At 61.5% G+C, this 13,598-nt stretch carries 8 protein-coding genes; 4 read left to right on the plus strand and 4 right to left on the minus strand.

The window, feature by feature from the left end; all coding sequences use genetic code 11:
• Nucleotides 1-97: 97 nt before the first annotated feature.
• On the minus strand, nt 98-2,008 hold the full coding sequence (locus H6M51_RS13895) for a methyl-accepting chemotaxis protein (protein WP_185810413.1): 1,911 nt from the start codon (nt 2,006-2,008) through the stop codon (nt 98-100).
• Between the two features lie 834 nt (nt 2,009-2,842).
• Between H6M51_RS13895 and H6M51_RS13900 the strand changes: the two genes are divergently transcribed.
• Nucleotides 2,843-6,625, plus strand: coding sequence for a vitamin B12-dependent ribonucleotide reductase (locus H6M51_RS13900; RefSeq protein ID WP_185810414.1), 3,783 nt, complete (start codon nt 2,843-2,845; stop codon nt 6,623-6,625).
• A gap of 876 nt (nt 6,626-7,501) precedes the next feature.
• Here H6M51_RS13900 and H6M51_RS13905 read toward each other — a convergent pair.
• Nucleotides 7,502-7,861, minus strand: coding sequence for an endonuclease domain-containing protein (locus tag H6M51_RS13905; RefSeq protein ID WP_185810415.1), 360 nt, complete (start codon nt 7,859-7,861; stop codon nt 7,502-7,504).
• Nucleotides 7,862-7,958: 97 nt separating this feature from the next.
• On the opposite strand from H6M51_RS13905, the gene H6M51_RS13910 reads away from it, so the two are divergent.
• From H6M51_RS13910 to H6M51_RS13920, 3 genes are all read left to right on the plus strand, one after another.
• Nucleotides 7,959-8,138, plus strand: coding sequence for a DUF1508 domain-containing protein (locus H6M51_RS13910; RefSeq protein ID WP_185810416.1), 180 nt, complete (start codon nt 7,959-7,961; stop codon nt 8,136-8,138).
• Nucleotides 8,139-9,915: 1,777 nt separating this feature from the next.
• Entirely contained in the window at nt 9,916-10,155 is a 240-nt protein-coding gene (locus tag H6M51_RS13915; RefSeq protein WP_185810417.1) for a DUF378 domain-containing protein, read from the plus strand.
• Nucleotides 10,156-10,341: 186 nt separating this feature from the next.
• On the plus strand, nt 10,342-10,653 hold the full coding sequence (locus tag H6M51_RS13920) for a DUF1883 domain-containing protein (protein ID WP_185810418.1): 312 nt from the start codon (nt 10,342-10,344) through the stop codon (nt 10,651-10,653).
• Nucleotides 10,654-10,679: 26 nt separating this feature from the next.
• Here H6M51_RS13920 and H6M51_RS13925 read toward each other — a convergent pair whose 3' ends face one another.
• Together H6M51_RS13925 and H6M51_RS13930 are read right to left on the minus strand one after the other, a co-directional pair.
• Nucleotides 10,680-12,092, minus strand: coding sequence for an NAD(P)/FAD-dependent oxidoreductase (locus H6M51_RS13925; RefSeq protein WP_185810419.1), 1,413 nt, complete (start codon nt 12,090-12,092; stop codon nt 10,680-10,682).
• Entirely contained in the window at nt 12,082-13,575 is a 1,494-nt protein-coding gene (locus tag H6M51_RS13930; RefSeq protein WP_185810420.1) for a diguanylate cyclase domain-containing protein, read from the minus strand. Before H6M51_RS13930 ends, H6M51_RS13925 begins: the two co-directional genes overlap by 11 nt.
• Nucleotides 13,576-13,598: the final 23 nt, after the last annotated feature.

The raw sequence follows: 13,598 nt of genomic DNA on the forward strand, positions 1-13,598 counted from the left end.
GTCTCGAGCAGACTGCCCGTTCTGGACCGCAAAGAAAAGAAGCGCCGCATGGCAACGGCGCTTCCAATATTTCGGTAATTCGATAATTCTCGAAGGATCAGGCTGCCGTGCGGTAGCCTGCAGCTCCAGCAGATGCGCCGCCTTGAAGCTTGAAGCGCGCGAGCTGTCCCTGCAGCTGGCGCGATTCGCCGGCGAGTACCTGGCTGGCAGCCGTCGTCTCTTCGACCATGGCGGCATTCTGCTGGGTCATCTGGTCCATGTGGTTGACCGATGTGTTGATCTCGCCCAGCGCTGCCGACTGCTCTTCTGCCGCACGGGCGATCGTCACGACGTGATCGTTGACGCGGTTGACCAGCGATTCGATCTCCTTCAGCGCCTCGCCGGTGGAAAGGACGAGCGACACGCCGCCCTTCACTTCTTCGGCGGAGGTGTTGATCAGCGTCTTGATCTCCTTGGCCGCATTTGCCGAACGCTGGGCAAGTTCGCGCACTTCCTGGGCCACCACGGCAAAGCCGCGACCGGCTTCACCCGCACGGGCCGCCTCGACGCCGGCATTCAGCGCGAGCAGGTTGGTCTGGAAGGCGATCTCGTCGATGACGGAGATGATCTGGCTGATCTTTTGCGAGGACTGTTCGATACGGCCCATGGCGTCGATGGCGTTGCGGACGATGTCGCCCGACTTGCCGGCGCTGTTCTTGGTTTCCTGCACCATGTGCGAGGCTTCCTTGGCGCGCTGGGTCGAGGTCTTCACCGTTGTCGTGATTTCCTCGAGCGCGGCTGCGGTTTCCTCGAGCGAGGCGGCCTGCTGCTCGGTGCGGCGAGCAAGCTGGTTGGCAGCCGAGGACAGCTCGCCGGAATTCCCGGTAATCGTGCCGGCCGCATGCAGAATGTTCTGCATGGTCTGGCGCAGGACGGCCATGGTCTGGTTGACGTTGCCCTGCAATTCGGCAAAGGCGCCCTGGAACTGGCCTTCCATTTCGTGCGTCAGGTCGGCATCGGCGAGGGCTGCAATCACGCGGCGGACTTCGGTGACGCCGCGATCAACGTTTTCGACGAGTTCGTTGACCGAACCGGCAAAGCGCTGCAGGTCGGCATCGTCATAGGTCTTGGAAATGCGCTTGGAGAAGTCACCGGCTGCGGCAGCGGCGACAATGCCGCTGATCGAGGTCTGCAGGTCCTTGCTCTGGGCATGCAGGGCCGCTTCCTGAGCTTCCATGACGCGCATCTGCTCTTCGTTCGTGCGGAAGATTTCCAGCGCACGCGCCATCTCGCCGATTTCGTCCTTGCGCTCGGTGCCCGGAATGCTGTTGCCGAGCTTGCCGGAGGCCATTTCGGTCATGATCGCGGTCAGGCTGCGGATCGGGTTGACGATGCCGCGCCGGGCAAGCAGGAAGCTGATGGCGACACCGGCGAGAATGCAGACGGCGGCGGTGATGACCTGGACCAGCATGGTGAAGCCGGAGGCCGTGAGCGCGTTCTCACGCGATGCCTTCAGGCTTTCGGCCGAAGAGGTCGAATACTCCTTGACCACTGATGTGACGACCTTCTGGGCTTCGAGCGCCTTGGCCAGCTCCGCCTTCATGACGGCGATGTCCTGGCCGGCGGGGGTTGCGGCCACGGCGACCATTGCACGGATCTGGTTGAAATAGGCGTCGAGCGCCGTCTTCGTGCGGTCGAGGATCTGGACTTCCGCCGAGCTTGCGGTGGTCGCGATCTTGGGCAGGCGGGCCAGCATCTCGCCGGCACGCTTGTCGGTCTCTGCGGCGAAGTCGGCCGCCTTTTCCGGCGATAGCGCCAGCTGATAGGTCATGCGGGAGATGGCGATGATGTCGATGCGCAGGTCCATGGCCTCGCGGGCCACCTCCTCGCGGGATCCGGTTTCCTTGAGCGCCGATCCGAGCGAGGAGAGACCGCTCGCACCGACAGCCGCGATTGCGGCCGCTGCGACGCCCATGAGGACGACGACAAGGCTGACCTTTTTCAAAATGGAAAGATTGGCAATACTCATGGAAAACTCACTCCGTGCGACCCGCCGTCCTGGCAGGCGGCCCTGACGGCCGCGCATGGAGCTCATTCCACACCCATGCCCACCCAATAGCGGGCACATGTTTCGATTTGGTTGATAGCGGATACCCCCATATGCGGCGCACAGGGGCCCGCATTGTGGCGGGGGCAATGTCGCGTCACATCTTGATGTCAAGCATTGCGAAGGGAAATCTTGATCCCCAGATTTTTGGGGCTGTCGACAAGATCTTGGCACGGTCGGAATGAAACGCCTGAAATCCCGCCTAAACGCCTCTTTTCGGGACGATTTTTCGCTCGTGACATTTCTTCGACGATGCGGCATGGACCGGGGGCTTCGTCACACCAGCGGAGAAAGCTCTGTCATTCCCGTGACTTCGCTCTTTTGCCCGTTATCCACAATCAATCACCACAACATATAGCGTTAATATTTCCTTCACAGACCACCCCTTGACGGAATCAGTCGAGCCGATGTTAATGGACCCTGTTGCGGCGGCGACTGGACCGGGCATTAACGAGGCCGGGTTTCATCAAACATTGTGGCGGCTTTCTCACATGTGGAACGGCGTTCTGACGTCGCCTTCCGCAGCAGGAAAATTGTGCGATTTTTGACCGCTGAGCGGGGGTCTTGGATCTGGCGGCAATAAGTTGTTAGTACTATATTTAGTGTTTGCAGCCACCATCTCTACCATATACAGGGTGCCCATCTCCGGATGAATCACCTGACGGACGAACAAGAAGACGGCTGCGCGGTTCGGCGTGCAGACGATACATTTTATCGCGCCGATTAGCGGCGCCCTAGATCGAGGGACACAGGCAGATGCGCATTGAACGTCGCTTCACCAAACCGGGGCAATCCGCTTACGCGGAGATCGAGTTCCGCAAGGCCATCAGCGAAATCAAGAACCCCGACGGCTCAATCGTATTTCGTCTTGCCGACATCGACGTCCCCGCCCAGTTCAGCCAGGTGGCGGCAGACATTCTCGCCCAGAAGTATTTCCGCAAGGCCGGCGTGCCGAAGATCCTGAAGAAGGTCGAGGAGAACGACGTTCCCTCCTTCCTCTGGCGCTCGGTCGCCGATGAAAAGGCACTCGCCGCCCTGCCCGAGAACGAGCGCTACGGCTCGGAAACCGATGCCCGCCAGGTCTTCGATCGCCTGGCCGGCACCTGGACCTATTGGGGCTGGAAGGGCAAGTACTTCTCGTCGGAAGAAGACGCTGCCGCCTTCAAGGACGAGCTTGCCTATATGCTCGCCACCCAGCGCGTCGCTCCGAACAGCCCGCAGTGGTTCAACACCGGCCTGCACTGGGCCTATGGCATCGACGGTCCCGGCCAGGGCCATTTCTATGTCGACCCCTTCACCGGCAAGCTGGTGAAGTCCAAGTCGGCCTATGAACATCCGCAGCCGCATGCCTGCTTCATCCAGTCCGTCGAAGACGATCTGGTCAACGAAGGCGGCATCATGGACCTCTGGGTCCGCGAAGCCCGTCTCTTCAAGTATGGCTCCGGCACCGGCTCCAACTTCTCCTATCTGCGCGGCGAAGGCGAAAAGCTCTCCGGCGGCGGCCGTTCCTCCGGCCTCATGTCCTTCCTGAAGATCGGCGACCGTGCAGCCGGCGCCATCAAGTCGGGCGGCACCACCCGTCGCGCGGCCAAGATGGTCGTTGTTGACATCGACCATCCGGATATCGAAGCCTATATCGACTGGAAGGTGAAGGAAGAGCAGAAGGTTGCCGCCCTCGTCACCGGCTCCAAGATCGTCGCCAAGCATCTGAAGGCGATCATGAAGGCCTGCGTCAATTGCGAGGCCGACAACGGCGCCTGCTTCGACCCGAACGAGAACCCTGCCCTGAAGCGCGAAATCAAGGCCGCGAAGAAGGACCAGGTTCCGGAAAACTACATCAAGCGCGTCATCCAGTTCGCCCAGCAGGGCTACAAGGATCTCGAGTTCAAGACCTACGACACCGACTGGGATTCGGAAGCCTATCTCACGGTCTCGGGCCAGAACTCGAACAACTCCGTCTCGCTGAAGGACGACTTCCTGCGCGCTGTCGAAAACGACGGCGACTGGAACCTGACGGCCCGCAAGGACGGCAAGGTGATGAAGACGCTGAAGGCCCGCGACCTCTGGGAGAAGATCTCCTATGCCGCCTGGGCATCGGCCGATCCGGGCCTGCACTTCAACACGACGATGAACGACTGGCACACCTGCCCGGCTGCCGGCCCGATCCGCGCGTCGAACCCGTGCTCGGAATACATGTTCCTCGACGACACGGCCTGCAACCTGGCTTCGCTGAACCTCCTGCAGTTCAAGGATGCCAAGACAAAGAAGATCAACATCGCCGATTACGAGCACGCCGTTCGCCTCTGGACCGTTGTTCTCGAAGTCTCCGTGATGATGGCGCAGTTCCCGTCGCGCCAGATCGCCGAACTCTCCTATGAATACCGCACGCTCGGCCTCGGCTATGCGAATATCGGCGGCCTCCTGATGTCGTCCGGCATCCCCTATGACTCGGCCGAAGGCCGCGCCATCTGCGGTGCGCTGACCGCCATCATGACCGGCGTCTCCTATGCGACATCGGCCGAAATCGCCTCGGAACTCGGCCCCTTCCCGGGCTTTGCGCCGAACCGCGACAACATGCTGCGCGTCATCCGCAACCATCGCCGTGCCGCCCAGGGTCTGTCGGATGGCTATGAAGGCCTCTCCGTCAATCCCGTGCCGCTCGTCCATGCCGACTGCACGGATCCGGCCCTGATCGCCCATGCCACCGCGGCCTGGGACAAGGCTTTGGCGCTCGGCGAAAAGCACGGCTATCGCAATGCGCAGGTCTCGGTCATCGCGCCGACCGGCACGATCGGTCTCGTCATGGACTGCGACACGACTGGCATCGAGCCCGACTTCGCGCTGGTCAAGTTCAAGAAGCTCGCCGGCGGCGGCTACTTCAAGATCATCAACGCCGCCGTTCCGGAAGCGCTGCGCACGCTTGGCTATTCGGAATCCCAGATCGCCGAAATCGATGCCTATGCCGTCGGCCATGGCAACCTGAACCAGGCGCCGGGCATCAACCCGACGACGCTGCGTGCCAAGGGCTTTACCGACGAGAAGATCGAAGCCGTCAACGGCGCGCTGAAGAGCGCCTTCGACATCAAGTTCGTCTTCAACCAGTGGACGCTCGGCGCCGACTTCCTGAAGGAGGCCCTCAAGGTCTCCGACGAGCAGCTCTCCGACATGAGCTTCAACCTGCTCGAGCACATGGGCTTCTCGAAGAAGGACATCGAGGCCGCCAACATCCATGTCTGCGGCGCGATGACGCTGGAAGGCGCGCCCTTCCTCAAGGCCGAACATCTGCCGGTCTTCGATTGCGCCAATCCCTGCGGCAAGATCGGCAAGCGTTATCTCTCGGTTGAATCCCACATCCGCATGATGGCGGCTGCCCAGCCCTTCATCTCGGGCGCGATCTCCAAGACGATCAACATGCCGAACGAAGCCACCGTTGAGGATTGCGGCTCCGCCTACATGCTGTCCTGGAAGCTGGCACTGAAGGCCAATGCGCTCTATCGCGACGGCTCGAAGCTCTCCCAGCCGCTCAATGCCTCGCTGATCGAGGACGAGGATGACGAGGACGGCGTCGAGGAGTTGTTGGCCCAGCCGGCGGCTGCCCAGGCCGTCACCATCACCGAACGCATCATCGAGCGTGTGGTGGAGCGTGTCGTGCGCGAGCAGGAAAAGCTGCCGACGCGGCGCAAGGGCTACACCCAGAAGGCCAAGATCGGTGGTCACACCATCTTCCTGCGCACCGGCGAATATGACGACGGTCGTCTCGGCGAAATCTTCCTTGACATGAACAAGGAAGGCTCGGCCCTTCGCGCCTTCATCAACAACTTCGCCATCTCCGTCTCGCTCGGCCTGCAATATGGCGTGCCGCTCGAGGAATATGTCGACGCCTTCACCTTCACCAAGTTCGAGCCGGCCGGCATGGTCACCGGCAACGACGCGATCAAGAATGCGACGTCGATCCTCGACTACGTCTTCCGGGAACTGGCGATCTCCTATCTCGGCCGCCACGACCTCGCGCATGTCGACACCTCCGACTTCTCTACCACGGCGCTTGGCCGCGGCATGAAGGAAGGCAAGGCCGACGTCGTCTCCAAGGGCCTGACCCGCGGCTACAAGCCGACGCTCGTCTCCAGCCACGTCCCGGCCGCCGCCGGTGCCGAGCCCAAGGGTGCAGCCACCGCCGCCCCCGCCAAGGCCTCGGCCACGGTCACCGCCTTCGCCTCCTCGGGCGCCACCGCCCGCAAGCTGGAAGTGGCCACCGCCATCTCCACCCATGAAGTCGTGTCCTTCAAGCGCGACTACGAGGAACGGGCCGCGGAACTGGCGGAAGAGATCGCCGAAGAAAGCGTCTTCACCGACGCCGCCGCCGACGAAGCCGCCGCCGCCAAGGCGGAAGCCAAGAAGCTCGAGGCCTCACGCCGCATGCGCTCCATCGCGCAAGGCTATACGGGCAACATGTGCTCGGAATGCCAGAACTTCACGATGGTGCGCAACGGCACTTGCGAGAAGTGCGACACGTGCGGCGCGACGAGCGGGTGCAGCTGAGGCACACAGGGATGAAAGTTCAAGATGTACCTCATAGGTCTAATTGAACCTTATCGTGCTGAGATAGCTTCGGTAGCCCTCCCTTTAGTGGGAGGGCTCATCAAATACTTGGTCAGCCCTCGATCAAAGATCGTCTACTCTAAGTCACACGCGTTCTGGTATGCCTTGAAAGGCAACGAGGGCGCTCCCAGTCTTGTGTATACAGAATCTCTTATATTCAAGAATTCAGGTAGAAAAACTGCGACAGAAATCGAAGTCGTCTTGGGTCGAGAACCGCAAAATTTTGCTATCTGGCCACAAAGAGACTACCAGACGAGCCGGAACCCAGAGGGTTTCTTTATACTGAAAACGCAGAATCTCGCTCCGAGTGAGCATTTCACACTTAACATGCTAGAGGTCGGAAACGATCCTCCGATACTCACGAACGTGCGCTGCGCTGATGGGCCTGCTAAATCAATTACCGTAGCTCCTGCTCAAGTTTACTCACGCTCAGCGAATATCAGCGCTGTAGCCCTGATGTTTCTGGGTTTCTGTACAGCGCTTTATTCTATCATCAAGTTTCTTGAATACCTCACGGGGTGAGGTTGATAAAGTACTAGGTCTTGCGACGCAGTTTGATGGTCTCCTCGTCTTTGCGGGGAACAGCAAATAAATAGAAGGCTTAGGCCAGCGCAAGCCACTTAAACTTCAGATTTCGTTGGTGAGTGGATCAGTTCCGTGGGCGCCTACCGTACCGAGCCCCCCTCTTGCGAAATCTGAGGTTTGGCCCTGATCGGGCCAATTCCTCGATTTCGCTTTCTCCCCCGCAAGGGGGGAGATAGGCGCCGCGCTCGACCATCATCCTGTGCTCCTCAGCAAGGTAGGAAATATCGCCCCTCACTGGCCGCAGTTTCTCAACTCCCCAAGAAGGAAACTGCAGACACCATCGAGATTGTCCTCGATCTCGCCGTTCCAGATCCTCAGCACCCGAAAACCCTGATCACGAAACCAGGCGTCCCGCCGTACATCGTGCTCGTTATCGGCATGCTGATGTCCATCCACCTCGACGATCACTCGGGCCTCGAAGCAGACGAAGTCGAGGATGTAACCGTCGAGCGGCACCTGCCGCCGGAACTTGAAGCCGCCGAGCTGTTTTGCGCGCAGCACCTGCCACAGCCGGTCCTCAGCCCAGGTGGCATCGGCCCGCATGGCGCGAGCAAAACGACGATGACGCTGCGGCACTTCTCTGTGCGTCATTCGAGCCTCCTCGAAACCACCAGAGATTGCATCCGGTTCGTGGCAAAGGAAAGAGGCATCCGCTAGGCATCGAGGCTGCTTTCGGAGGGAGGTCACTATGGAAAGCTGCAAGGACCGGAATGGCGATACCTGGGAGATCTACAAAAGCGATGGGTGGCGGTGGCGTCGAACTGCAGCCAACGGCAGAATTGTGGGTGCTTCTGCAGAGAGCTACGTTAACAAGAGCGACTGCATCAGCAACGCGCAACGCAACGGTATGACCTGCACCCCAAAATGAGGCGACCACCTCCCCCCATGCGGGGGAGGACGGAAAATCGAAGGCTTAGGCGAGCGCAAGCCGCCTAAACTTCAGATTTTCCCGGAGAGGGGCGCAGTTCCGTTGGCGCCAACATAACCGAGCCCCCCTCTTGCGAAATCTGAGGTTTGGCCCTGATCGGGCCAATTCCTCGATTTCGCTTTCTCCCCCGCAAGGGGGGAGATGGGCCCGCGAACGTCTTGCCCTCCCAATCAGACCCACCGATGCGTTGGAAATCGCCACGACATTGGCTGGGTCGAAATCCCGGCCGCAGTGCCCCCTCTCCCCCTTGTGGGAGAGGTTACAAAATCGAAGGCTTAGGCCAGCGCAAGCGGCCTAAACTTCAGATTTTGTTGGTGAGGGGATCGGTTCCGTTGCCACGACATAACCGAGCCCCTCGCTTCCGATTTCAGATGTTTAGGCGGCTTACGCTCGCCAATTTCTCTTCCGGCCTTCGCGCGACGTCGCGCTCAGGCCTCCGTTCGCTGAAATCGATTCACGGGATCGATTTCTGGCCTTCGGCCACCGCTCCGAAGTCTCCCCCACCAAGGGGGAGATGGGCGTCGCGCTTTCGGCCTTTGCGCCTCATCCCAATAACGTCAGCCCCTCATCCGCCTGCCGGCACCTTCTCCCCGCAGGCGGGGAGAAGGCCGAAACCTCAACCGCACGTGCCTCCCTCTCCCCGCCTGCGGGGAGAGGGTAGGGTGAGGGGCAAGGACCACGAATTCGGCGCCAACTTCCGAAAAAAGGGGGATGACTTCGAGACATTCCCCAACAAAATCAACAAAACAAAGTTTTTTCATCCCCGCCCATTTCCACCCTCTTAGACTCCTCGCTGTCCCGCCCTCGGATACACCTGACGATGCGATGTCAGGCGAGGCGGGGCCGGCGCCGGGGTGGCGTGCTCTCGCAGGCGCAAATCCCCGGCCCGCTGCAACGGTCTCCCTCCGGACGAGGGGCTGGATACGAAGGTGACGGGGTCGGATGCCCCGGAGCTGGATACCCCGATCGGAAGGACGTGCCTCAGAGGCACACAGACAAGGCGCCCACGCCGTCACGAACACACCAGACGGCGGGGCGGAGAAAACGGCGGGGATGAGCGCTGGGCCGCAAATGGCCAGACGATCATCCCCCGGGCGAGGGTCCCGGTCGGAATGGTGCACCATCCGGCGGGAACCTCCCGGGCCACCAGCCAGGCTCTGGCAGACATTCCCACGGGAGGTGTTTGTCGAAGCCGGACCCGCGCCCGGTCAATCTTTGGGACGAAGGTCCCGAAGACCGTCGCCGCCTTGCCAGAGAGACGCATGCAGCGGGAATAGACGCTGAACGAGGCGCCGGAAGGAGCCACATACATTCCTTAGACAGGTTGCTTCTGGCGCCTCGTCCGATCCCTCGGGGCAAACCCGAGGACAAGTTTTGACCCACCCGGAGGGAGATGATCCCGACCGGTGGCGAAGCTTGCGCTTTTTGACAGCAATAGATTTCCCCTCACCCTGAGGCGCCCGACCGCGTCGGGCTTCGAAGGGCGAGGCCACCACCCCTGCCCCAACCTCATGCTGAGGTGCCGGGCTTGCCCGGCCTCGAAGCACGAGGCCACAGGTACAGCAAGAAAGAGGGATGCTTCGAGGCCCGCGCTTCACGCGGGCACCTCAGCATGAGGGCGTTCAACCGACCGCAGTCCCCATGGGCGGCAGCAGGCCCCCGGAACCAATCTCATTTGAAACTGTTAGCCCCAGACCACACCAACGGAGAGAACATCATGCGCGCCCTCAACCTCGTCACTCTGTTTCTTGTCATCGTCGGCGGCCTCAACTGGCTGCTCGTCGGCATCGCCGATTTCGATCTCGTCGCCGCCCTGTTCGGTGGCCAGGATACGGCTCTTGCCACCATCGTCTACGTCCTGGTCGGCCTATCCGCACTCTGGCAGCTCGTGCCCTTCGTCAAGGCCATGTCGGTTGGCGAGACCCATGCCGAAGCCAATATCGGCAGCCATCGCTAAGTCCGAAGCCGCTCACCCGTCTTGCAGCAGGGCCGGTCGTTCCGGCCCTGCTTTCATTTCGGTGAATGCAGAGTCCCGAAAAAGTCCGTCCGTCCAGGGCATGGCGGGCGGTCCGGCCAACGCTTCCTTAACGGCATGGCGGTATCATGGGCCAGCTTGAAAAGACTGGACGGAGACTTAAGCGAAATGTCCAAGCCGACCTTCCGCTTCACCCATTACGACCTCAAGGAACAGCGCGCCGGCACGATCATCGAGGTGACGCTTTCCGCCGTCAACAATGTGCGGCTGATGACGCCGACCAACTTCCAGCGCTTCAAGGAAACGCTCGACTACAAGTTCCTCGGCGGTGTCGCGAAGAAATCGCCGCTCAACATCGTCATCCCCGAAAGCGGTCACTGGCATCTGATCGTCGATATGGAAGGCCATCACGGGCTTGCCGAATCCAAGGTGAAGATGATCGCCGCCCCGGCCGCCCAGCCGAAGCAGAAGGCCTCGTAACAGGACCCGTCCCCGTCTGCGTTCGATCAGCCCTTGCGCCCGGCCAGCAGCGCTTCAGCGGCCCTTTCGCCACTCATCAGCGCCCCGTGAACGGTGCCGAAATAGTCGGCACTCGTATGCTCGCCGGCGAGAAGCAGGCGTGGCGAGGCGGGCATGGCGAGCGCCTCGAAATCGGATGGCGAAGCGCCCACCGCAATGAAGGAATAGGCTCCCAGCGCATGGGGATCCCGCGACCAGACATGGCGCAAGACGGCCTTTGGCGCGGAGGCCTTCTCGCCGAAGATGTCGCGGAGCACCGCCGTGACATCGGCACGAAGGGCCGCCTCATCCATGGCATCGACCTTTTCGGCATAATCGCCGCTCGCCACCATGGTCAGCACGGGCGCCTCGTGGATCGGAACCAGATTCAGCATATCGGCGAAACGACCACGGGTTTCTGCGGCATAGCCGATGAAATGCGGCTCTTCCGGCCAGAAGGCCTCGTCGAAGGCGACGGCGACCTTGGCGAGGCGACCGAAGCCGAGGGCGGCAATCGCCTTGCGCTGCGGCTCCGGCAGCGGCGGATCGAAGGTGATCGCACCGGACTTCAAGACCCCGAGCGGAACCGTGACGATGCAGTGATCGGCGGTCAGGACACCGCCTGAGGTTTCGACGGAGACCACGTCGCCGGCATGGCGAACAGCGCGCGCCGTCTGGCCGAGACGGATGTCGAGCCCTTCGGCCAGATAATCGGCAAGCGTGACATAACCCTCCTTCAGCACCGCATCCGGACCGTCAAAGCTCTCGCCCGCATCGAAATGCAGGGCGGAAATCTGAGCGAGAGGCGCACCGAACTCACCCTCGTAGGCGTCAGTCAAAGCCCAGTTGCCGATCGGCTCCTTCAGCAAGGCGGGGTCGAACATCTCGATGATATCGAGCAGCGACTGTTGGGCATCACCATCGGCCTCTTCGACGGCCCTGTCCTCGATCACCTCGAGGTCGTCGAAGACATCGTCGAGCTCGAAGTCTTCCGGCTCGGAGCCGCCCCGCTCGAAAACCTGCCACTGCTCGCCGTCGATGAAAAACGGCGTGGCGCCAGCCTCGGTCGACAGTTCGGCCACCGGATTGCCGTTGAAGCCATGGATGAAGTTTGCACCATGCTCGACCGGAATGCCGAGGCTGTGATCGGTGAAGATACGGCCGCCGATGCGATCGCGGGCTTCGAGCACGATGACCTCGGCACCGGCCTCGGCCAGACTGGAGGCGGCGGTGAGCCCTGCGATTCCAGCCCCGATGACAATGACCTTCAGGCCCTTGCCAGCCCCATCCGCCGCTGTCCCGGACGCCGTCCTCGCACGACGCGTTTCCTGCGCCAGCACCTGGCGGGACAGAGGCAAGGCGGAAAGGCTGGAGGCCGCCAGCAGCAGAAGCAGGCGGCGGCGCAGCGGGTCAGGCCGCATGGACGGCCACCTTTTCCGCGTTTTGCGCAAGATCCTCGGCGAAGAAGGCGCGGCCACGCCCGCCTTCCTTGGAGGTATAGAGCGCCCGGTCCGCCATTTCCATGATATCGCCCGCAGATGCGCCGCTTTCCGGTGCAGTTGCAATGCCGAGACTGATGCCGACATCGACCACGGCGCCGGTCGAGAGCGTGATCGGCAGCGAGACCGAGGAAATGATCGTCTGGGAGAGAAGCGAAAGACGTGTCCGTTCGCGGAAGGCATTGATCAGGATGACGAATTCGTCGCCGCCGACGCGGCTTACAAGTCCGAGGTCGCCGACCGCCTCGCGCAGCCGCTCCGCGACGATCCGGATCACCTCGTCTCCGGCCGGATGGCCGTGAATGTCGTTGACTGCCTTGAAGCGGTCAAGATCGCCGGCGATCACCGCAAAGGGGGCATGGGCGAGCCGGTCTGCAGCATCGTTCAGGGCCTTCTCGAAACAGAGGCGGTTGGCGAGACCCGAAAGGGCATCGCGATGGGCAAGCTCACGGTTCTGCCGCTCGCTCTCCTCCAGCCGCGCAGACAGGCGGCTGATATAGCGACCGAGGACGAAGCTTGCGGCAAACAGCAGGCCGCAGAGCAGGAAGACCGCCGGCACGACGATCTTCCAGATGTCGGCGCCGGGTTTGAAGACCTTCCAGCCGAAGCTGCCGAGCAGCTTTCCGTCAGCGCTCATGATCGGCAAAAGACCATCCGCATTGCGGTTGAAGCTCAGGTCTTCGAATTCCATCTGGCTGTTGATGTCTCCAATGAATTCCGCATCGATCGGGCGGGCAGAGACGAGAATGACGGGATCGCCCTCGGGCAAGGCCACCTCCCCGTCGTCGGGCACGATGGCCATGGCCGTGGTCAGCATCACGTCGCCATCGATTTCGGCAAAACCGAAGGCGGCGATGGCGTGAACTTCCGAGGCAGGCACGGGCTTCTGGCCAAAGCCGCCGTCGATGGTGGTGCGATGGTCGAGATGGCGGGCCACGGCCTGCTCGGCGATGGCGCGCAGATGGTCGCCGACGGGCAGATCGCGCGCCGTGAGGTCGACCTCGTCGTGCCAGGCTGACATCAACAGCCGGCCGCCCGGCGCGATCAGGAAACTGCGCTCATGGCCGAAATCGTACCAGAGCGAGGAGACGAAATCCTCGATGACATAGGAGCTGCGAAACTTCAGGGTGATGTATTTGACCGAGCGATCCCAGCGGGCCAGACCCAGTTGATCCCGCGCCATCAGGTTGTGGCGATCCCGCAGAACATTCTCCAGGAGCACAACCTGTTTATCGGCTGCAATGTCGTCAGCCTTGCGCGACGAAATGTAACCGACAAAGAGCAGCGAAAGCGCCGAAAGGGTGATGAGAACACAGGCAAAGACCTTGACCAGTGTCGGCAAGCCAAAGCGCAGCGATCGATCGCCGCCTGGATCGCGCCTCGAATATCCGTCCTTGCCAGCCATGTCATACCCCCTATTTGGCCGGG

This window comes from Rhizobium sp. AQ_MP (assembly GCF_014237835.1).
Taxonomy (GTDB): domain Bacteria; phylum Pseudomonadota; class Alphaproteobacteria; order Rhizobiales; family Rhizobiaceae; genus Allorhizobium.